The sequence below is a fragment of the Bradyrhizobium sp. LA6.8 genome, assembly GCF_040547935.1.
Classification (GTDB): domain Bacteria; phylum Pseudomonadota; class Alphaproteobacteria; order Rhizobiales; family Xanthobacteraceae; genus Bradyrhizobium; species Bradyrhizobium barranii.
The window spans coordinates 364,058-383,342 of sequence record NZ_JBEPQQ010000003.1 but is presented as its reverse complement, the minus strand read 5'-3'; the positions used below and the strand labels follow the sequence as shown (position 1 = coordinate 383,342).

The following is a 19,285-nucleotide window of genomic DNA, read 5'->3' as shown; positions in this document are numbered from 1 at the left end:
TCTCCTACAAGGATAATTCATATAATGAAGGCAATTTGCATGTTAATATGACTTCTGCTTAAGCTATGGATATGACGCCACCTGTTCCAGACTTGCGAAGCTTGCAGATTGTCGCTGCCGTCGCGGAGTCCGGCAGCATGCTTCAGGCGTCCCGTCAGTTCGGGATGACGCAATCAGCGGTTTCTCAGGCTGTGCGGCGGGCCGAGGCCTCGATCGGCGTCGCGTTCTTCAACCGTAGCCGGAGGCCGCTTACACTGACGCGGGCGGGCCGCATCCTTGCTGGCCGTGTTCGCGATCTGAATCGCGACTTTGACACGTTACTCAGCGCACTCCGGGACGCAGCGAAACTGCCTGAGCGTGTCGATCTGAGGCTCGGCCTCATCGACTCCTATGCCGCCACGGTCGGCGCACACCTCGTCAAGGAGCTCATGACGGGCGAGGTCGCACTGAGTCTGTCCGTTTGGTCGGGCCTTGCTCACTCGCATGCCGAGGCGCTGGTCCACCGAACGATCGACGCGGCGATCACATGCGATGCGATGGATGACCTGTATGATATCGAGCGCTTCCCGTTTTACCGCGAGCCAAATCTACTGGTGGTGCCGCGCGGATTGGAAGCCGAATTTGCTGACCTTGATTTGCGGGAGATCCTGACCCGGCATCGCCTGGTCCGGTACAGCGAACGCTCCTATGCAGGCGCTCAGGTCGAGCGCCACCTGAGCCGTTTGGGCATTCGCCCACCGCGGGCCTTTGAGTTTGACACCTCGGACAGCCTGGTCGCCATGGTCGCCACCGGGATGGGCGTGGCGATCACCACGCCGCTGTGTCTGTTGCAGGGGCTCGCTCACGCTGGTCAAGTCAGCGCTCTCCCTCTGCCGGGCCCCGGATTTTTTCGTGAGCTGCTTCTGGTGACCCGCCGTGGCGATCTCTCATCACTGGCGCCGCGCATCGCGGAGATGGCTCGGACGAGCATTACGATGCAGGCGATGCCGCGGATCCGGACGCTCGTGCCTTGGTTCACCCAAGATTACTAGCAACGAAAAAGCCCGGCGCGAGCCGGGCTTTTTGTGTTTGCGATCTGGTCCCGCCTCAGCGGCGGAACATGCCGCCCATCATGCCGCCGACGACACCGCCGACGAAGGCCGCGCCGGCATCGCCGCCGCCGCTGTTGCGATGCTGAACCGGTGCGCCGCTCTGGGCCTGGGCCGGGGCAGCACGCCGGGCCGGCTTCGCGCTGTCGTCGCTCGCGGTGGCCGGCGCGGCCGCCACGATCTCGGACAGCAGGGCCTTGTGCTGGAGCTTGTTGAGGTAGCCCGTCGACGGGTAGCCGCGGGCGGCCTGCCAGCGCTTCAGCACCGCGCGCGTCTCGTCGGTGAAGGCACCGGTGACCTTGGTGTCGAAGCCGAGCCCGGTCAGGCGGCGTTGCACGTCGCGGCGCTGGCCCTTGTCGAGGCCGATCTGGTCCTCGGTGAGCTGGGTGGAGTCGTCGGTGAAGGTGGCGGGATCGATCCCGGAGTTCAGATTGCGGGTCGCCGTGGACGGGCCGCTCTTGATCGCCGCAAGCCGCGCCAGCGCCAGCGCCTTGAACTGGCCGTTCGGATAGGCCGAGAGATAGGCGTTGAGCTCTTCCGGCTTGTTGGATTCCTTGACCGAGCGCCAGTACTCGAGCTCGACTCCGTCGGAGCTGCTCGCTGCCGCCGGCACGTTTCCGGAAGCGGTCGGGGCTGCGTTGGCAACCTGCGTCTGCTGCGACGGGTTGAGATAGACCGCGCCGATCAGGTTGGTGTGGCCCCAGGGCAGCTGGCCCTTGCGGGTCTCTTCGTTGACCTGGGCGCGCACCGAGGTCATCGCCTGCTGGATCTCGACGCCGGGCTTGGTGATGTTGTCGATCAGCGCGCGGGTGAACGGGCTGTTGTTGCCCTCCTGGCCGTCGAGCGCGGTCTGGCCCGGGCCGGTGGCGAACGCGATCAGCGTGCCTTCGCCCGACTTCATCTCGGCAAGACCGCTCTGCACGTTGACGCTGCGCGTTGCCGAGTTCGACTTGATCTTGGCGGCGAACGGATTGTCGCGGCAGGCGTCGAGGAAGACGAGCTTGACCTTGGCGTCGCCCATGGTCTGCTCGAGCGTCAGGTCGATATTGATGGCTGCGCCGAGTTTGACGTCCATCTCCGACTTGATGTCGGCGTCGACAGGCAGGAGGTAGTTGCTGCCGCTGACCGCGATGCCGTGGCCGGCGTAATAGAACACTGCGACATCGGAGCCTTGCGCCTTGCGGCCGAAGTCCAGGAGCTTCTCCGTCATCTGGTCGCGGGTGAGGTTGGATCCTTCGATCACCTCGAAGCCGACATTGCGCAGGGTCGCCGCCATCGCCTTGGCGTCGATCGGCGGGTTCGGCAATTGTGCGACGTTCTTGTAGGAGCCGTTGCCGACGACGAAGGCGACACGGCGGTCGGCCTTCGCGGCACTGACCGACAGTGCCATGCACATCAGCGAAACGAGCAGGGTGAGAGTGCGCATCTGAAATCCCCAACAGAATCGAATTGCAGGCAGCAACAAATTGGCAACGAACCTACACGAAGTGCCCGACTTCGCGCCACCAAAACGGCAGTAACGTCGCATTCAACCCGCTGCTGTGTGGCCGAATGTGCACGATGGAATGACCCTCCAACGTGATCCAGATCACACGGCCACTTCGTTTTTGTCGCGCGAGACAGCGCGAGGTTCACTGCGCGCGGGCGGGAACCGGAGCGGTCGGCTTCAGATTCAGGAGATTGCCGCACAGGATCAGCGTCGCGCCGAGCACGGTCCAGGCATCGAGCCGCTCCGAATACAGCAGCCAGCCGACAGTCGCGGTGAGCGGCACCCGCAAGAAGTCCATCGGCACCACGATGGTTGCATCCGCGTAGCGGAGCGCGCTGGCGAGGCAATAGTGCGAGAATGTGCCGCAGACCCCGATGACGAAGAGCCATCCCCAGAGGGTGGCTGACGGCCAGGTCCAGACATAGAGCGTCGGCAGCAGGCCCACGACCATCTGCACCACGATCATCCAGAACAGGATCGACAATGCGCTCTCGGTCCGGGTCAGCGATTTCGCCAAGATCATGGAAATGCTGAAGCCGATCGCGGCCCCGAGTGCGATCAACTGGCCCGGATTGATCTCGCCGGTGGCGGGCCGCACGATCATGACGACGCCGACGATGCCGAGCGCGATGGCGGCGATCTTCCACACGGTCATGCGCTCGGACAGAAACGTTGCGGCCAGCACCGCAGTCCAGATCGGCATGGTGAATTCGATCGCGACGACCTGACCGATCCCGATCAGCGTCAGTGCGTAGAACCAGCCGAGCTGCGCGAAATAATGGACCCCGTTGCGCGCGAGGTGCTGGGGCAGGCGTTTGGTCGCGACCGCCTTGAAACCGCCGGCCCGGTAGATGATCGGCAGCAGCAGCGTGAAGCCGATTACCGAGCGCACTTCCATAATTTCAAAAACGTTCAGCTCGCGCGTGGTCTCGCGGCCGGCAACCGCCATGACCAGCATCAGCGTCAGCCAGCCGGCCATCCACAGTGCAGCCATCGTTTTGGACGGTGTCGCGGTCATCGTTGCTGGTGCGGGCGATCGAGCCTGAGGGGAGGGCCGGTATCGGCGACATCGCCGGCGTTTGCAACGGCCAAAACTGCGGATGCAGCGATGCAGGGCGGCGTGCTAAGGCATCATTGAACAACAAGAAAAGGGAGATCTTCGCTCATGCAAATCTTGCAGCCGGCTGAATGGAAGAAACCGCGGGGCTTTTCTCACGGCGTGGTGGCCGAAGGGCCTGGCCGCTGGGTGGTGCTGGCCGGGCAGACCGGCGGCGACGAGACCGGCAATTACGCGCCTGACATGGCGGCGCAGGTCGCAACCGCGCTGAAGCGGATCATCAAGCTGCTGGGCGAGGCCGGAGCCGGTCCGGAGCACATCGTCCGCCTGACCTGGTACCTGACCAGCCGCAGCGAATATGAGGCCGCGGGCGCCGGCATCGGCGCGGCCTGGAAGGAAACGCTGGGGCGCAATTTTCCGCCCTCGACGCTGCTCTACATCGGCGGTCTCGTGGACGAGCGCGCCAAGGTCGAAATCGAGGTCACGGCGTTCGTGCCGAACGTATAAAACGGATAAAAAAAGCCCCGGCGGAATCGCCGGGGCTTTTGGCTTGAACGCGGTCCGCCTTAGCGCGACAGCGAGATGTTGGCGCCGCGGAACTGGCTGTCCGCGCGCATCGTGACGCTCTGCTTGTTGCCGGACGTCTTCAGCGAGATGTTGGCGTTGAAGCCGGCGGTGGAGGCGACCAGCTCGTAGTTTCCGCCGGCACCGCGGCCCTGGAGCGAGCCGGAGATGTTGCGGCTGGCCTCGGACCAGCTGCCGCCAATAGTGCCGCCTTCAGCCCTGACGTTGGCGCCGAGATTGAACTTGTAGGCGTCGCTGGCGCAGGTCAGCGACATCTCCATCGTCGGTCCGATCGGGGCGTATCTGGCCCGGCAGCGGATCCGCTCGGTCGAGCCGTCATCGAGCGTGACGGTGCCGGCACCGCTCCAGCTCCCCGCCAGCGGGGCGAACGGGCCGGACTGGGCCTGGCTCTCAGAGTTGGCGATCCCCGCCGCAAACAAAACGGCGGCCGCGATCAGCAGCCGCCGGCTCACGACGCTGATCCCGAATTTCTTACTGGCGCGATGCTTCCCATCGCCCACTGCACGGTATGCCTGCAGATGCTCCATTCCACTTCCCCGATCCGGCGTTGCCGCTGAGTTGACCGTTGGCATATGCACCATTGATCGAAACTTTCACAAGTCCCCCGCTGCCGATGGTGCCGGAAACGTTAGCGCCGGGCGCGGTGATCTTGCCGTCGGCAACCGTCAGCATGGAGCTCGCGGTCGGCTCGCAGGTACCGCTCTTGGTCACGATGGTGACATGCCAGTTGCCGTCATAGGGGGTCTGGGCGAAAGCGGGAGCGGTGAGGGTGATAACTGAAGCGGCACAGAATGCCGTAATGCGACCAAAACGCATGAATTCCGTCCTTGAATCTGTCTGATATGCTGACGCTTATTCGGCCCAAATGTGACGGAAATTTGTTGCATTGCCAAAGCGAAAATTGTTCCAGTGGAAACAATAGTTTATTTGTGTTTCCGGCTCCAATTTTCGAAGCAGAATCAACGCGCCTTCACGTTAAGGGTAAACGTCAGGAGAGACTCAGGGGAAGGACTGCGGAAGGGACTCACGAAAGACTTGGCGCCAAGGTCGCGAACTGCTCGTCCTGAACCTTGGAGGGCAGCGCCTTGTGGACCTTGACGTAGTCGATCACGTCGGCCAGCAGCTTGAGGCCGAGCGGAGCGAGCGCGCGCTCCCAGAGTTCGCGAGCCGTCTCGCCCTTCTTGACGAAGCACCAGTCCTGGGCGGCGATGGCGCCGGCGTCCATGCGGTCGGCAAGATGATAGATCGTGCCGCCGGCGATCGGATCGCCTTCCTTGATGGTCCATTCCACCGCGGCTTTGCCCCGATGACGCGGCAGCAGCGAGGGATGATAGCCGATCCCGCCGTACTTCGCGGCGGCCAGGGCGTCCTTGCCGATCCGGGCGTGGCTGTGGGCGGTGATGATCAGGTCGGTGTCGGGGCCGATTTCGGAGGCGACCACCAGCTTCGGATTGGCCTGGACCGTCACCTCGATGCCAGCCGCCTTGGCGCTCGCCGCGAGGCGATCCTCGGCGTCGGCCACGACGACCCGCACGATCGGGACGCCGTGCTCCCGGAGCATGTTCAGGGTGGTCACGCCGAAATGGCGGGAGCCGACGAGGGTAATGCGCATGGGTGTCCGATCCGTCTCGCAACTGCGTCATCCCCCGATAACACGTCGGTGCGTCCTGTCACCAGCCGCGGGCGGTTTGTGCCGGTTATCAACAATGCACCGGGTGCGGGGGCGCGACGGGCTCCGCGATTGCGCAGCTGGCTGTTCCGGTGCTTCCATGCGCGTATGGCACCGTAATCAGGAGCGAGCGCATGCGAAGAGCGTGGTTTTTCCTTCTCGCGGCACTGAGCGTGGCCACGCCCGCGCGCGCCGGCGGGCCGTATCCGGCGGTCCCGCCCGAGGTCGGGGCGGCGCCGTTCATCGGTCCGACGTGGGATGCCTATCGTTGCGCCGAAGGGCCGGTCTACAATTTCTACCACGGCGCCTATTACGGCGAGGAGCCGCCCGCACTCTATCGCGGCTACGCCTACAGGCCGTACTACCGCTACAGCGCCTACCGCAGGCTGCCACGCAAGTATTTTTGCGTCACGGACTAGCGTTGCCGGGCGGCCACATCGACAGCAAATGATGTATCCGCCGGTTCCTCTGTTTCATTTCTAACATAAGCAGCCCCCGTGTGCCGCTAGAATGCGCCAACCGGGGCTGGCCAAATTTGATTCCGAATCCGTTTTCGAACCCGGCTTTGGCCGCTGGCGAGTGATCGCCAGCGGCTTTTCATGCCGGCGCCATCACGAAATCATCAAACGGTAACGCGTTCTCAACCTGCCTGTCGTATCGACGAATCCGTCGCGGATTTGTATTGCGTACCGCGACACCAAAAATGTCCCGCCGGCGCGGGCGCGCCGCGTGGGCTTTTTTGCCGGGACCGATTTCATGCCGAGCGCAATTGAGCAGATCGTGGACGCCTATGTGCGGCTGAAGAACCGCCGTGGGCTCGACGAGCTGATGATGCACAGGCAGCGGCTCGCGGTCGATCTGAAGAGCAGGTCCGGCTATGATTTCAGCCTGCCGATCGGCAAGATCGACGAGGAGATCGCGATCATCGAGGAGGGGCTCAGCCGGCTGAAGGCTCAGTCTCCGGATCCCCGCGGGATACGTCCGATCTGACGCGCTCAGTCGCGCCGGCCACCGTCGATGACGGTGAACAGCGGCCGTGCCTGGGTCGGCTCGACCAGCAGTTCCTCCACCAGCGCGGTTGCCGCATCGACATATTTGCGCGTCGGTTTGTCGAGCTCACGTTTGGCCTCGTCGTCGAGCGCGACCTTTGCGGCCTCGACCAGCTTGCGCATGCGCGCCGCATGGTCGTCGCCCGCCGTCAGCGTCGCGCGCGCCAGCGAGCGCAGCACGAACAACTCGCCTTCGAGGCGGAGCAGGCGGTCGTTGAGCCTGGAGAGGACTGCGTTGAGATCGGCCATAGCTGCTGTTCGTCGCGGAGGATCCATCCTGATCTAGCGGCGATCGGTGAACGGAATCCAAACGCCATTGGCGCAATTGGGTTGATCTCCGGCGCCTCCCGGCAGCAGCGATGCCGCCGATGTGAGACATCGTGACGGTGCGATGCGTCGTCCCAGCGTGGTTCCCGCACCACATGAAGCCCCGGGTGGACGTCTGGAGCACGTATGATGCGGTCTATCCTGGCTTTGGTCCTCCTGATTGCAACATGTCTGTCGGCGGCTGCCGCGCCGGCGCATCATGCCCGCCCGCGCCATCACGTCGTCGTCCATCTGCCCGAGGACGCGCCGGTCCCGCCCGGCTGGTACAAATTTCCCGGGTGGCCGCCGATCCCGCCGTCGGAGAACAGGAATCTCGATCCCTCCAATTTCGGCGGCGGTTGATCGAAGCTACGCCGCGGTTCGGGCGAGATAGTCGCGGGCGAAGGCGAGATACCAGTCGAGGCAGGCGGGATTGGCCATCGCCTCCTTGTTGATGACCTTTTCGACGGGCTGGCCGAGCAGCAGCTTCTTGATCGGCAGCTCCTGCTTCTTGCCCGAGAGCGTGCGCGGGATCTCGGCGACGGCAAAGATTTCGTTCGGCAGGAATCGCCGGGACAGGCCGACCTCGATCGCCTTGTTGATCCTGGCCTGCATCGCAGCGTCGAAGGCTGTCCCCTCGCGCAGCACCACGAACAGCGGCATGTAGCTGTCGCGGCCGAGATATTCGAGGTCGACGACGAGGCTATCCAGCACCTCCGGCAGCGCTTCGATCGCGGAATAGAGCTCGCTCGTGCCCATGCGCAGGCCGTGCCGGTTGATGGTCGCATCGCTGCGGCCATAGATGATGCAGGAGCCGTCCGGATTGACCTTGAGCCAGTCACCGTGCCGCCACACCGGCCCGCGACCGCTGCCGTCGAAATTGTCCGGATAGGTCTCGAAATAGCTGGCGCGATAGCGCGCATCGCCCTTGTCGTTCCAGAAACGGAGCGGCATCGAGGGCATCGGCTCGGTACAGACGAGCTCGCCGACCTCGTCGATGACGGCGCGGCCCTGCTCGCTGAAGGCTTCGACCGCCGCGCCGAGCAGGCGGCACTGCATCGCGCCCGGCGTCTGCGGCAATTCGCGGTTGCCGCCGATGAAGGCGCCGGCGAAATCGGTGCCGCCGGAGATGTTCGCCCACCAGATGTCGGCCTGCGCCTTGCTGCCGTTGATTTTCGACAACGCCGCGAAGCGATCGTTGAACCAGGCTTGCGTGTCGGCGCTGAGCGGCGAGCCGGTCGAGCCGAGGCAACGCAGCCGCGACAGATCGCCGGCCGCAGTGAGATCGATCTCGACCTTGGCGCAGTTGGCGAAGAACGCCGCTCCGGCGCCGAAGAAGGTCGCTTTCGACTGTGCCACGAACCGCCACAGCGTGGTCCAGTCCGGCTTGTCCTTGGTGCCGCCCGGGCTGCCGTCGAAGATGCAGCAGGTGGTGCCGCTGAGCAGGCCGCCGACCTGCGAATTCCACATGATCCAGCCGGTCGAACTGTACCAGTGATAGCGCTCGCCGAACGAGTTCGCGTGGTAGGAGCAGCCGAGGTCGTTGTGCAGGCCCAGCAGCGCCAGCACCACGATGACGATCCCGCCATGGCCGTGCACGATCGGTTTCGGCAGGCCGGTGGTGCCGCTGGAATAGACGATCCAGAGCGGATGATCGAACGGCAGCCAGGCCGGCTCGAACGCGTCGATCGCGGCGCCTGTCCTTGCGACGATGTCGGCGAGCAGGGCGTCCGGCGCTGCGGGCGCGGCCTCGCTGTGCAGGATGACGTGCTCGACCGTCGGCAGCGATCGCCGCAGCTCCGCGACGACGTCTTTGCGATCATGCCGGCGGCCGGCATAGGTGACGGCATCGCAGGCGATCAGCACCTTCGGCTCGATCTGCTTGAAGCGGTCGATCACGGCGGGCGCAGCCATATCGGGCGCACAGACGCTCCAGACCGCGCCGATGCTGGCGCTCGCCAGAAACGCGATGATGGTTTCGGGGATGTTGGGCAGGTAGGCCGCGATCCGGTCGCCGGGCTTGATGCCCTTCTCCTTCAGATGCAGCGCGAGCGCCGCCGCCTTGCGCCGCAGCTCCGGCCAGCTCGTTTCGTTGAGCTTGCCGTCCTCGCCGCTACTGATGATCGCGGGCAGGCCGGCGGCGTCGGCGGCCTCAACGTGCCGGAACACCTGCCGCGCATAGTTGACCTGCGCACCGGGAAACCACACCGCGCCCGGCATCTTGCGCTCGGTGATCACGGCCGCAAACGGCGTCGGCGATTGCAGATCGTAATAGTCCCAGATGCTGCGCCAGAAGCCGTCTAGATCGCGCACCGACCACTGCCGCATCTCCTCGTAATTCGCGAAGGAAAGGCCACGCTGCTCGGCGAGCCAGTTGCGGTAGAGGGCGATCTGGGGAACGAAAGGAGCGGTCATTGCGTGTCAGCTTCTATTGCGGGGCGGAAAGTCTATCCTGCGCCGCAGAGTAGCAGAAGCCATAGTTCGCGCAGACTGCGATGACGGCAGTAGTGGGTCTGCGAGCGCCCGCAGCACGTTGGAGTGGCGCAACACGTTTGCTTCAATGGATTCGTCATCGCGAGCGTCGCGAAGCAATTCAGACCGTCGCCGCGGAAAGACTCTGGATTGCTTCGCTACGCTCGCAATGACGGCGTGGAGGCGGGCCGTCGCCTCAATTAGGCTACGGTACCGAGACCATCGCTGGCGCCTGTCACTGCACGCCCGCCCAGCGCCTTCCGAACACCGGCGGCTTCGTCTTTACCGCTTGCCAGCCGAAGAAGTGATGCTTGCCGGACCAGGTGTGCACCACGCCGCTGCAGATGCTGCATTTGAAGCTGCCGGTGTGGGCTTCGCTGTGCTCTTCCCGTGTCGCGGTGTAGTTCATGCTGCAACCCGCGCAGGTGAATTCTTCGGTCGTCCAGATGCTGTTGGCCATTGCACATCAGTGTTTTTGAATGTTGGCGAGAAGCGTAGGTGCGGGGATTTGCATCGGCGTAAACTGACCTCGGGAAATCCGGTTAATCGCCGTTAGCCAAACCGGGCTCCGGTCGCGGCGTTGCAGGAGCTTCCCGGGTCTGACGAGCGCCCGTCAGTCCAATCGCGTCGCCGATTGGTCCAAGCCCGCGCGTGATCCCACAGCTAGATTTCATCGTCGCCTCGGTCGGAGGGCGGACAATTTGGGGGTGAGATCATGCGGAAGAAACTGGTTTTGGCGTCTGCGCTGCTGTCATTGGCAACGCCGGCATTTGCAGCTGACATCATTGCGCCCGCGCCGGTCAAAGCGCCGGTGGCGGCCCAGATCTTCAGCTGGACCGGCTTCTACATCGGCGCGCATGGCGGCGGCGCCTGGAGCAAATGGACCGGCATCGACCCGACCGATCCGACGGCGACCTGGAGCTCGGCCACGGCCAGCGGTGGCATCGTCGGGGGCCAGATCGGCGGCAACTACCAGATCAGCAATTTCGTGATCGGCCTCGAAGGCACCGGCGCCTGGTCCAGCGTCACACTCAATGCCGGCGGCCCGTTCGGTGGCGGTGCCGGCTTCAACCTGTCGCTGAAGAACGACTACATCGCCACGGTCGCCGCCCGTTTCGGCGTCGCCTTTGACCGCGTGCTGCTCTACGCCAAGGGTGGCGCGGCCTTCACCCGCGACAAGTATAGCGTCAACAACGGCCTTGCCGGCCCGCTCGCCGGTTCCGCCTCGGGCAGCTTCAATCGCACCGGCTGGCTTGCCGGCGGCGGCATCGAGTGGATGTTCATGCCGAACTGGTCGGTGCGGGCCGAGTACAACTATATGGGCTTCGGCACGATCACCGAGCAGCCGGTGACGACAGGCAATCTGGTGGCGACTCCAGCCAATGTGAAGCTGAACATCCAGACCGGCACGGTGGGCGTGAACTACCACTTCTGAGCGGACGGAGCACCACCGCTCTGCCGACTGGACCAACCCATTCGGCGACAGCTGATGCCGCGCCGGGCGGCGCAGCGGTCCGATCCCTTGCGCAGCCGCGGGCCCGGTCGTCTTGACGCCGGATGCGCGGCTGGCAATAACGCTTTGCCGCGCAAGTGCCGGAACCCGCGTCAATGCCGCAAGGAAAGGCGTGCCCGTGAAAAGTCTCCGTCAGCTCCTGACGGGAGAGGACATCATCCAGCTCCTGATCCGGGTCGGCCTGCTTGGCCTGTTGATCATCTGGACCTTCCTGATCATCCGCCCGTTCGTCCCGATCCTGGCCTGGAGCGCCGTGCTTGCGGTCGCGTTCTATCCGGCCTTCAGCTGGGTCGCCAAGATCCTCGGCGGCCGCCCGAAGACCGCGGCCGCGATCCTCACCCTGATCACGCTCGGCATCGTCATTGGCCCGGCGACCTGGCTCGGCCTCAGCGCGGTGGACGGTGCGCGCGAGCTGGCGAAGCAGCTCGGCACCGGCGACCTCGCGCTGCAGTCGGCGCCGGAGCAGCTCAAGTCGTGGCCGGTGGTCGGCCCTTGGCTCTTTGATCTCTGGGATCAGGCCTACAACAACATCCGTGCGGTGCTGCGCGAGGTCGCGCCCTATCTCCAGCCGCTGGCGGGACCCTTGTTGTCGCTTGCGGGCGATGCGAGCCTCGGCACGCTCCAGTTTCTGGTCTCGGTGTTCGTCGCCGGTTTCCTGTTTCCGCACGGGCCGCGGCTGGTTGCGGCCGGCCGGGGCTTCCTGTTCCGCATCGTGCCCGAGCAGAGCGAGCATTTCCTGGAGCTTGGGGGCGCCACCATCCGCGCCGTGGCGCAAGGCGTGATCGGCGTCGCCATCGTGCAGGCGCTGCTCGCCGGCATCGGCTTCAAGATGGCAGCCGTGCCGAGCGCCGGCCTGCTCGCCTTCATCGTGCTGTTGCTGTCGATCGTGCAGATCGGCGCGTTCCTGGTGATCCTGCCGGTGATCATCTGGATCTGGACCGCCAAGGACGTCACCACCGCGCTGCTGCTTACCGTGTTTCTCGTCCTCGTCGGCTTCATCGACACCATGTTGAAGCCGCTGGTGATGGGGCGCGGCCTCACCACGCCCACCATCGTGATCTTCGTCGGCGTGATCGGCGGCACGCTCGCCCACGGGATCGTCGGCCTGTTCATCGGGCCGATCATCCTGTCGGTGGCCTGGGAGTTGATGATGGCCTGGATCAGGACCGAGGACCGGGCGGCGGCGAGCGAAAGCTGAGCTGCTCGCACGGGCTGTGGTCAAAGCGCCCCGCGAACTTGTCTATTCAACTAGACAAGTTACGATAGGGCGATTCTGTTTTCGATCTACGGCAGTAATGGCGAAGTCTTCCAAGCTGGTTGCCGCAAAACGCGGCAAGGTATTGTTGGTCAGACGGCGGTCGGACGGCCTGTGGATGTTCCCGGGCGGCCGCAAGCGTTCGCGCGAGTCCGACAAGGACTGCCTGCGGCGGGAGATCAAGGAGGAGCTGCCCAAGCTGAAGCTCGGCCGGATCAGCCTGTGGAAGGAAGTGACAGCCAGGAATAAGCGCTCCGGTCGCAAGATGAGCGACGCGATCTTCATCGCCAAGGGTGCCAAGGGCAGGCTCGAGATCGGCGACAAGAAGGAGATCGACCGGGCCGCCTGGCAGAAGCCGCGCGGCATCCGCCTGACGCCGACCTCGCGCTACATCCGCGATCGGCTGTTTCCGAGCAAGCCGCGGCGCCAGTGAGGAGGGGGGCCGCGTCTTCGCGGCGCCGGTGCGACAAATCGCCCGCTGGTCCACAACACGAGCCCGAAATCGACAGATCATCGTGCGGTCAGGTCGGCCTGCGGTCGTGCTCTGATCGAGACGGCCCCAGCCAGCCGCTATTGCTTGACCGCCAGCGTGTCCAGGCAGTGGTTGAGATAGACGGTGCGATCCCTGGGCAGCACCTTGTCGAGATCCGCCTTCAGTGCGCATTCGCGTTGCCGCATCTGCTCGGCCCGGCGCTTCTCGGCCGCCTCGCGATATTCGGGGGCAACCTTGTTGGGATCGACCAGTGCCTGCGAGCGGGCGGGAGCGGTCACGGCGAGCGCGATGGCGGCGATGATGATAATGAACTGCTTCAAATGAGCCTCCGTAAAAGGGCTCATGCTATCGCGGGGGTAGCGAGGGCTCAAACGGCAAGTACGGTGGGACGACCGATCGCGCAGCCTGCGTCCGAGAGGCTGTCGGCGGAGTCGGTTTTTCAACGACCCGAAGTCGGCCAAGTGAAGTGGGGTAAGTGAAGTCGGCCAAGCGAAATCGGCCAGTGAAGTCCATTCACTTCGAGGCGTGGTCGATCTTGTGCCCGAGATGCCCGGTGTCGTGATCGCGACGCAACTGGCTCAGCGAGGTCTCGTTCAATTGATGCAAGACCTCGCTGAGCGGGGTCGCATCGGGATAACCGGCCGCAAATGCCTTTCCGTAGATCTTCCGCAACGTACCGACCAGCGTGTTGCCATGCTTCTTGCTGATCGCGCCATCCTTGTCCCGATGGCGGCCGTCCAGGCCCGGTTCCTTCATGTGGTTCTCCCTGTGCGGCGTCTTGAGCGCCTGGAGAGAGCGTGCTCCCAAACGAATTGGTTGGCAACGGTGCGGCGCGCGGGAGTTGAGCGGCGGTTCGCTCCATCGCGAGAGCGTCGCGTTCGCGCTTCGCTCTCCTAGCTGTGAAGCCGCGTCAGATCGCGGTGGGACGGTCGGCGTACTACATGAGCGGAAGCGGACTCGATTGGAGCCGATATGATGCGTCTAGTTTTAGCCCTGGGCCTCTTGATCGTCTTGTGCACGTCTGCAGACGCCGCGCACCACGCTCGTGCGCACAATCCTGCGACACGCCATCCTCCGGTCGATCGTTTCGGCACGGAAGGGAATTCTCGCGTGCGCTTCGCGGTCCCTGGCTGGAGCGATGAAGCAACGGCGCGCTGGCTCAATAATGCCTCGTCCAACGTCGGCCGAGGCGGATAGCCACACCCGGACGTGGGTGCGGGAAGATCGGAGGAGCCGTGTGAACCAGTTCACACGCGCGCTTCGAGACCGGTGCTATGAAGGCCTCATTGCTTTTACCGATTGATATTTTGAAAACGCCCCAGCGCTCCCTACCAGGCGCTGGGGTTTTCATTTCGATCACGGTCACTGCTCGCGAAGCGTGATCGGACCGGGCGGATGATTTCTGAAAAGTGCCGAGGGGCGGGCGCGACTAAGCGGCTTGCTCCTCAAACGAGGTGTAGACCTGCCCAGCCGGATCGACGATCTGAACGTCCCAGCATCCGTCTTCGACAAGCTCTCTGGCCTTCTTGAGGGCGGCCGCGAGTGACAGCCGCTTGAGGCTGACGACGCCTGCCGTGTCGAAACCGCTGATTTCAAACATGCCGTTCCTCCGGTTTTCCTGAATCTTACACCTTTCGAGGGCGTTGTCTCCCGGCTTTTGTAGCAAGGCCCTTGGAACTGCAGGCAGCTGCAGTGTCCAGTGGAGCGCGGTGGCCGCCATCGTGCCATCGGCCGACCCTGATGGTCGCGGCGCTCCCGTCTCGTTCAGGCGTCATTCAGAGGGGTTGTCTATCTTGCGGCCTTGGAGGACCGCTTCGATGTTGATCACCACCATTGCGACAATCCTTGCTCTTCATGGCGGTGCAACGGCGCCTGCCGCAGCTGTCGAACGCCCGCTCGAGGTGCAGTATCGCGGCGTACCGAGGCATCCGCCGCCGTGCGGCGATCATTGGGATCAGAGCGCCCGCGACGGGATGTGCTATCCCAACGGCTATCTCCGTCCCGAAGACCAGGCGGCGCTGCAGGGATACTATCAGGGCCCGCGGCCTTACTATGGAATGCGCCGGCGTCCGGTGCCATGCGGCCACGGCGCTGACGTCGATATCCGCGACGGTGTCTGCTACCCCAACGGCACGGTTCCACTACAATTCCAGGACCGGCCAGAGAATTACTATCGGCGGTACTGAGAGACGGGCCGTCAGGCGTGAGGCCGGGTGTGCTCCGGATCAGTGTGCTCCTGATCAGCGTGCTCTTGATGAGCTAGCCGCGGAGCCGGCCCAGCGCCACGACTAAGCGGCCTGCTCCTCAAACGAGGTGTGTACGCGTCCCGTTGGATCGACGATCTGAACGTCCCAGCACCCGTCTTCGATAAGCTCTCTGGCCTTCTTGAGGGCGGCCGCGAGTGACAGCCGCTTGAGGCTGACGACACCTGCCGTGTCGAAACCGCTGATTTCAAACATGCCGTTCCTCCGGTTCTCCTGAATCTTACACCTTTCAGGGGCCTTGTCTCTCGGCTTTGGTGCTTCGAAGCAGGCTGCCGCGTGACTCATTCCGTCCCTTCGCCCCCCGTAATCGGCCGGGGCGGCCGGGCCTGCCAGGCGGCCATGTCGCTAACGTGGAATTAATCCAAAATGCCCACAATTTTAGGCAGTTGTAGGTGGGTGCTGCGTAGAGGAGCCGTCGCGAGGACGTTCCGGCGTCGGCTTCCTGTTGCTCGCTCATTTGAGGTCAATGGACATGACCACGACATCCGAGGCGCAAGGCCTCGTCGAACAACTCGACCCTGCGGCGCTCGCGCTCGCAGTCGCAGCACTCGAGCCCGCAGCCCCGGAAGCTCCGGCATCGAGCAAGCGGTCCAGCCGGAAATCGGTCCTGGCACTGTCGGTGTGTGCCTTGGCCATCAATGGTGCGGCGGCGATCTATACATTGCCGGCTGATTTTCCGTCGCCGAATCTCAGCAGTCTGGCTGAACTGCTTCCGCGCCGGGAAGCTTCCGCGCCAAAGGCGGATCCGGTTGTCGCTGCCTTGAAGGACATTCAGTCGGCCCAGCAGCAACACACGGCTTCGCTGCAGGAGAGCAATCACGCGTTGCAGCAAAATGCAGCCCTGCTGCAGCAGGATTCAATGGTGCTGTTGTCTCTGCGGCAGAGCATCACGGACGAACGGGTCGATGTGAGGAAGATATCTTCGCAGCTGTCCACGCTCATCGCGAAGGTTGACTCGCTGCAGAATGCAATGATGTCGGACGTCACGTCCTCCATCCGGAGAGCGAATGCGCGCTATGGACTGTCGGCAGCGATGCGGAAGCGGATGGTCCGGCAGTCGAAGTCTGTCGGGCCGGTTTCAGTTGGGGGCGCTCCGCTGAGTGTGCCGGCTGCGACGTCAGCTCCGGAAAGCTGAAGATAGTTCAAGCCAAGCAGTTGGCATTACTGGCCCTCGAGCTCACGCTGGCCGGTCGTCTTGTCACGCCAGGCAGGACACGATGGCAAGCACGACGTCGGCGCCTAGGTCCCCTGAGTACATCGTGAAAAGGATGCCGGCGCCAAGAACAACAGCAAAGACTTTGAGAATGATCATTTTGAGATCCCCTCGTGGGTGAGGGCACACTGGACCCGGATTGTTTCCTAAGTGCTTCGCGTGATGCGGCGAACGGTTTCATTCACCGAGACGTTATCCGTGACTTGGAGGCCGCAACAAGGGCTGCTGCACCCCGATGCATTTTCGAGATCAAGCCCGGGGGGCATCGCAATCGAGCTGGCGCGCGCCAACGGTGACTTCAAAACTTTCTCGCAAGAGCGAGCGCAAGGTCTCAGTTGCTCCGTTCCGACCTCCAGCCGGTTTCCCGATGTGAAATGGTGGCGGTGATATCGACATCTCTGCCGGCCGACTGGCGCCAGGCCGCCACGCCGAAACACACCGTCAGCGTCAATGTCGTCAGCAATAGCAGCACTGACAGAAACTGGCTCACGCATACCCCCAGCAAGATCACGCGCGAACGCGCGCACATCTGGTTGATTCGGAAAATGCAGTCCGACTGACCTAGGGAGCGTTTTCCCCAGGGTTGCAGACCCGTGGACCAACACTCGTAGCCCTTGAGCCACCGCGACTCAGGAGCCGGCTCCGCACGCACCAGGCTTCTGCGCTTCACAAGGATTGGCCGGCTATTGCCGTCGCCACGGCATAAGCTTTGACTGGATGCTCGATGGCAGCCTCGCCGGCCTTCGCTCTATGATAGAGGCGATTGTTGGAGGCGGTGGCTTTACAGCGATAATTGCTTGCATGGACCAGCGCCGTCGATCTCATCCGACCGACCAAATTGGAATCGCAGCCCTAGATCTCGCGATGGAATTAGCTGGCAACGCAGCGAAGCGCCGACCCGCCGGTTCACGCTGGCGGCCCCCTTTAGAATTCGCTAGTTGGGGGGGCTGCCGCTCTTGGCCTTGGACGAATGTTTCACTACCGGTTTGGCCGGCGTGGCCGGCTTCTTCGCTTCGCCGCCGCGGGCAGTTCCCCACGGATCGACTGCCTTCTGGTCGGGAACATTGCCGAGGGAGCGTTGATAGGCGCGCTCGGCCCGAATGTCGTCCGCCTTCTCGGCCTCCGTCTTGTCCTTGGACTCGCCGTACATTGGAACATGGTCCTCTGCCAATGCGGTCTGTGCGATCAGGGCGAACATGACAGCGACGGCGATCTTGCGCATCGAGAAACTCCCGGTTCTGTGACTAGCATAACATCGCACCGATTGCGGCATCAATGCATCGGAGTGGCGTCCGGCAGCGGCTGATGACTCATCGCCGCCGGTTGAGGCGGTAGAGATAAGCCCGCCGGCCCACAAGGTCGGCGGGGCTCTCTTGCGGAGCAGGCTAGTCATCATCCGCCGACGAGCCGTTAGTTCGCTAGTTGAGCGCGCGCCTGTTTGACATTGCGTGAGACGACACGATCGTAGGCCGATAAAGCGGCATCGGTCGCTAACTCAACCATTTCTCGATAAGCGGCGTCGTTCGTTTGAGTGAAGCTTTCGCGGATTGCTCTGGCAAGCTGTTCGTCGGATATGGCGTCGCCCGGGGCCGCTCGTCCGGTGAGTCGGCTATACAGATTCAAGCGATACACGTCGGCGGCGATTTGCCAGGCCCAATCCTCCAGTCCCAGTTGTTGAACCACCCGGTCGACCCCTTGCTCTACGCGCAGAAAAATTGGGGTAGTCGACGCTGGGCATAGAAAAAACTAACTCAGGTTAGAAAAAAATCTGCCCTACAAATTCAGGTGGAAGCCGCCGCTCGAGGCGCGCGCCGGTTCAGGCACCAACAAATACGCCGCCGGGCTCTAATACATTGTCCCGGCGGCGGTGTTCATTTCCAGCCCCGAGATGGGAACTAACAAAAACCTCGGATAGAGATTTTACGTACGAAACCTGGGAAGGTTTCAGGCTGCCGGTTCACGCTCGCGGGCCTTGGCAGGCCCTGCAAACTCCCATTGATGTGGCCGAGGAAGCTGTCACATTACTTTGACGTACAGGTGCCAATTTGGCAGGTGCTGGGATTTCAGAGCCCAGACCGGAATACGTGGCGAACGCTGCCAAGCGAATATATTCCGCTTGTGCAGCGTTCAGTATCCTCTCAATTTCGGGAGTTCGGCGTGTTTGATGCTGAAATGACTGCGCTGCTCAGGGCGGTGCTCGATGAAGTTTGCGAAAATATTCCTGTAAGCGAGACGGGCGCCAGAGCGTACGTTGCTTCGAAGCTGCTCGATGCCGCGGCACATGGGCAGCTCTCAACCGACGCGTTGAAAGCGGCGGGTCGCGAGGCCTTGAACCCACCAACGATGTGGCGCTGATTATCCGCTCCACATCACTCGATCACATCGTATTCGAAGGCGACGCCCTCCGGGGCGTTCTCCTCAAACCATCGTTCCGCGGCGCCCACCGTCGCGAAGACCTTGATGTGATCGATGTCGCCGACCTGCTTGGGGTGTTGCGCCGGCCCTAGTGGGGCTCTTTCGCGCGCATGGAGCGCATCTGCCGGGATCTGGCGGACGGGGAGGGCGTGCTGCCGCTTGAGCGCGCCGGCCTAGTGGCGATCGCGAGCAATTGCCGCGCTGCCATCCTCGACGCTCAGATTTGCAGACACGGTGCAGACACAAGGGATTTTGGATCGGCTTGTTTATTCGCTTAAGTCTTTGATTTGGCTTGGTGAGCGCGCTGGGGCTCGAACCCAGGACCCCGTGATTAAAAGTCACGTGCTCTACCGGCTGAGCTACGCGCTCCCATGGCCGCTGATGGCTTTCAAGATCGATCGCCATCGTCTTCGGACA

26 protein-coding genes and 1 tRNA gene are annotated in these 19,285 nt (G+C 63.2%); 11 read left to right on the top strand and 16 right to left on the bottom strand.

Going from position 1 to position 19,285, the window contains the following annotated elements; all coding sequences use genetic code 11:
* Positions 1-65: 65 nt before the first annotated feature.
* Positions 66-1,031, top strand: a complete 966-nt coding sequence (locus tag ABIA90_RS15460; RefSeq protein ID WP_343287528.1) for a LysR family transcriptional regulator — start codon at positions 66-68, stop codon at positions 1,029-1,031.
* Positions 1,032-1,086: 55 nt separating this feature from the next.
* Here ABIA90_RS15460 and ABIA90_RS15455 read toward each other — a convergent pair whose 3' ends face one another.
* Both ABIA90_RS15455 and ABIA90_RS15450 read right to left on the bottom strand, forming a co-directional pair.
* Positions 1,087-2,514: a caspase family protein gene (locus ABIA90_RS15455; protein ID WP_354118165.1), complete on the bottom strand. Its 1,428-nt coding sequence runs from the start codon at positions 2,512-2,514 to the stop codon at positions 1,087-1,089.
* Positions 2,515-2,719: 205 nt separating this feature from the next.
* On the bottom strand, positions 2,720-3,595 hold the full coding sequence (locus tag ABIA90_RS15450) for a DMT family transporter (RefSeq protein WP_354118166.1): 876 nt from the start codon (positions 3,593-3,595) through the stop codon (positions 2,720-2,722).
* 147 nt (positions 3,596-3,742) lie between these two features.
* Between ABIA90_RS15450 and ABIA90_RS15445 the strand changes: the two genes are divergently transcribed.
* Positions 3,743-4,141, top strand: coding sequence for a RidA family protein (locus ABIA90_RS15445; RefSeq protein WP_071913733.1), 399 nt, complete (start codon positions 3,743-3,745; stop codon positions 4,139-4,141).
* Between the two features lie 59 nt (positions 4,142-4,200).
* Here the strand turns inward: ABIA90_RS15445 and ABIA90_RS15440 are convergent, their stop codons facing one another.
* From ABIA90_RS15440 to ABIA90_RS15430, 3 genes are all read right to left on the bottom strand, one after another.
* Entirely contained in the window at positions 4,201-4,746 is a 546-nt protein-coding gene (locus tag ABIA90_RS15440) for a hypothetical protein (RefSeq protein ID WP_354118167.1), read from the bottom strand.
* Complete coding sequence (locus tag ABIA90_RS15435; RefSeq protein WP_354118168.1) at positions 4,691-5,035, bottom strand: hypothetical protein; 345 nt, start codon at positions 5,033-5,035, stop codon at positions 4,691-4,693. Before ABIA90_RS15435 ends, ABIA90_RS15440 begins: the two co-directional genes overlap by 56 nt.
* A 208-nt stretch (positions 5,036-5,243) precedes the next feature.
* A complete protein-coding gene (locus ABIA90_RS15430; protein WP_085404716.1) occupies positions 5,244-5,831 on the bottom strand; it encodes a formyltransferase family protein in 588 nt (195 codons plus the stop codon).
* Positions 5,832-6,022: 191 nt separating this feature from the next.
* Between ABIA90_RS15430 and ABIA90_RS15425 the strand changes: the two genes are divergently transcribed.
* Together ABIA90_RS15425 and ABIA90_RS15420 are read left to right on the top strand one after the other, a co-directional pair.
* Positions 6,023-6,307, top strand: coding sequence for a hypothetical protein (locus ABIA90_RS15425; RefSeq protein WP_354118169.1), 285 nt, complete (start codon positions 6,023-6,025; stop codon positions 6,305-6,307).
* A 337-nt stretch (positions 6,308-6,644) separates the two neighbouring features.
* On the top strand, positions 6,645-6,878 hold the full coding sequence (locus tag ABIA90_RS15420) for a hypothetical protein (protein ID WP_071917441.1): 234 nt from the start codon (positions 6,645-6,647) through the stop codon (positions 6,876-6,878).
* A 5-nt stretch (positions 6,879-6,883) separates the two neighbouring features.
* On the opposite strand, the gene ABIA90_RS15415 is transcribed toward ABIA90_RS15420, so the two are convergent.
* A complete protein-coding gene (locus ABIA90_RS15415; protein ID WP_063983186.1) occupies positions 6,884-7,186 on the bottom strand; it encodes a hypothetical protein in 303 nt (100 codons plus the stop codon).
* A 204-nt stretch (positions 7,187-7,390) separates the two neighbouring features.
* On the opposite strand from ABIA90_RS15415, the gene ABIA90_RS15410 reads away from it, so the two are divergent.
* On the top strand, positions 7,391-7,606 hold the full coding sequence (locus tag ABIA90_RS15410) for a hypothetical protein (protein ID WP_354096453.1): 216 nt from the start codon (positions 7,391-7,393) through the stop codon (positions 7,604-7,606).
* Between the two features lie 6 nt (positions 7,607-7,612).
* Here the strand turns inward: ABIA90_RS15410 and ABIA90_RS15405 are convergent, their stop codons facing one another.
* Both ABIA90_RS15405 and ABIA90_RS15400 read right to left on the bottom strand, forming a co-directional pair.
* Complete coding sequence (locus tag ABIA90_RS15405) at positions 7,613-9,658, bottom strand: acetoacetate--CoA ligase (RefSeq protein WP_354118170.1); 2,046 nt, start codon at positions 9,656-9,658, stop codon at positions 7,613-7,615.
* A 292-nt stretch (positions 9,659-9,950) separates the two neighbouring features.
* On the bottom strand, positions 9,951-10,175 hold the full coding sequence (locus ABIA90_RS15400) for a hypothetical protein (RefSeq protein ID WP_166096636.1): 225 nt from the start codon (positions 10,173-10,175) through the stop codon (positions 9,951-9,953).
* Positions 10,176-10,430: 255 nt separating this feature from the next.
* Here ABIA90_RS15400 and ABIA90_RS15395 point away from each other — a divergent pair, with 255 nt between their 5' ends.
* From ABIA90_RS15395 to ABIA90_RS15385, 3 genes are all read left to right on the top strand, one after another.
* On the top strand, positions 10,431-11,150 hold the full coding sequence (locus ABIA90_RS15395) for an outer membrane protein (protein WP_354118171.1): 720 nt from the start codon (positions 10,431-10,433) through the stop codon (positions 11,148-11,150).
* 190 nt (positions 11,151-11,340) lie between these two features.
* Positions 11,341-12,426 (top strand): AI-2E family transporter, encoded by a 1,086-nt coding sequence (locus tag ABIA90_RS15390; protein WP_085404720.1) that lies wholly within the window; start codon positions 11,341-11,343, stop codon positions 12,424-12,426.
* 97 nt (positions 12,427-12,523) lie between these two features.
* The gene (locus ABIA90_RS15385; protein ID WP_028152127.1) at positions 12,524-12,916 is read left to right on the top strand and encodes an NUDIX hydrolase; all 393 of its coding nucleotides are present in this window, start codon (positions 12,524-12,526) and stop codon (positions 12,914-12,916) included.
* Between the two features lie 137 nt (positions 12,917-13,053).
* On the opposite strand, the gene ABIA90_RS15380 is transcribed toward ABIA90_RS15385, so the two are convergent.
* The 3 genes from ABIA90_RS15380 to ABIA90_RS15370 all read right to left on the bottom strand — a co-directional run bounded on the left by ABIA90_RS15380 (position 13,054) and on the right by ABIA90_RS15370 (position 14,576).
* Complete coding sequence (locus tag ABIA90_RS15380; protein WP_283016550.1) at positions 13,054-13,296, bottom strand: hypothetical protein; 243 nt, start codon at positions 13,294-13,296, stop codon at positions 13,054-13,056.
* A gap of 193 nt (positions 13,297-13,489) precedes the next feature.
* A complete protein-coding gene (locus tag ABIA90_RS15375) occupies positions 13,490-13,732 on the bottom strand; it encodes a hypothetical protein (protein ID WP_028152129.1) in 243 nt (80 codons plus the stop codon).
* A 673-nt stretch (positions 13,733-14,405) separates the two neighbouring features.
* A complete protein-coding gene (locus ABIA90_RS15370; RefSeq protein ID WP_167541702.1) occupies positions 14,406-14,576 on the bottom strand; it encodes a hypothetical protein in 171 nt (56 codons plus the stop codon).
* 217 nt (positions 14,577-14,793) lie between these two features.
* On the opposite strand from ABIA90_RS15370, the gene ABIA90_RS15365 reads away from it, so the two are divergent.
* The gene (locus ABIA90_RS15365) at positions 14,794-15,162 is read left to right on the top strand and encodes a hypothetical protein (RefSeq protein WP_049807936.1); all 369 of its coding nucleotides are present in this window, start codon (positions 14,794-14,796) and stop codon (positions 15,160-15,162) included.
* Between the two features lie 102 nt (positions 15,163-15,264).
* On the opposite strand, the gene ABIA90_RS15360 is transcribed toward ABIA90_RS15365, so the two are convergent.
* Positions 15,265-15,435, bottom strand: coding sequence for a hypothetical protein (locus ABIA90_RS15360; RefSeq protein ID WP_354118172.1), 171 nt, complete (start codon positions 15,433-15,435; stop codon positions 15,265-15,267).
* 271 nt (positions 15,436-15,706) lie between these two features.
* On the opposite strand from ABIA90_RS15360, the gene ABIA90_RS15355 reads away from it, so the two are divergent.
* Positions 15,707-16,375 carry a hypothetical protein gene (locus tag ABIA90_RS15355; RefSeq protein WP_354118173.1) on the top strand — a complete coding sequence of 223 codons (669 nt, stop codon included), beginning with the start codon at positions 15,707-15,709 and terminating at the stop codon, positions 16,373-16,375.
* Between the two features lie 409 nt (positions 16,376-16,784).
* On the opposite strand, the gene ABIA90_RS15350 is transcribed toward ABIA90_RS15355, so the two are convergent.
* From ABIA90_RS15350 to ABIA90_RS15340, 3 genes are all read right to left on the bottom strand, one after another.
* Positions 16,785-16,943, bottom strand: a complete 159-nt coding sequence (locus ABIA90_RS15350; protein WP_244623041.1) for a hypothetical protein — start codon at positions 16,941-16,943, stop codon at positions 16,785-16,787.
* Between the two features lie 444 nt (positions 16,944-17,387).
* The gene (locus ABIA90_RS15345) at positions 17,388-17,675 is read right to left on the bottom strand and encodes a hypothetical protein (protein WP_085404723.1); all 288 of its coding nucleotides are present in this window, start codon (positions 17,673-17,675) and stop codon (positions 17,388-17,390) included.
* Between the two features lie 188 nt (positions 17,676-17,863).
* A complete protein-coding gene (locus ABIA90_RS15340) occupies positions 17,864-18,136 on the bottom strand; it encodes a hypothetical protein (protein WP_354118174.1) in 273 nt (90 codons plus the stop codon).
* A 435-nt stretch (positions 18,137-18,571) separates the two neighbouring features.
* Here ABIA90_RS15340 and ABIA90_RS15335 point away from each other — a divergent pair, with 435 nt between their 5' ends.
* Positions 18,572-18,808 (top strand): hypothetical protein, encoded by a 237-nt coding sequence (locus ABIA90_RS15335; protein WP_404979721.1) that lies wholly within the window; start codon positions 18,572-18,574, stop codon positions 18,806-18,808.
* A 353-nt stretch (positions 18,809-19,161) separates the two neighbouring features.
* Here ABIA90_RS15335 and ABIA90_RS15330 read toward each other — a convergent pair.
* A tRNA-Lys gene (locus ABIA90_RS15330) sits at positions 19,162-19,237 on the bottom strand.
* Positions 19,238-19,285 lie beyond the last annotated feature (48 nt).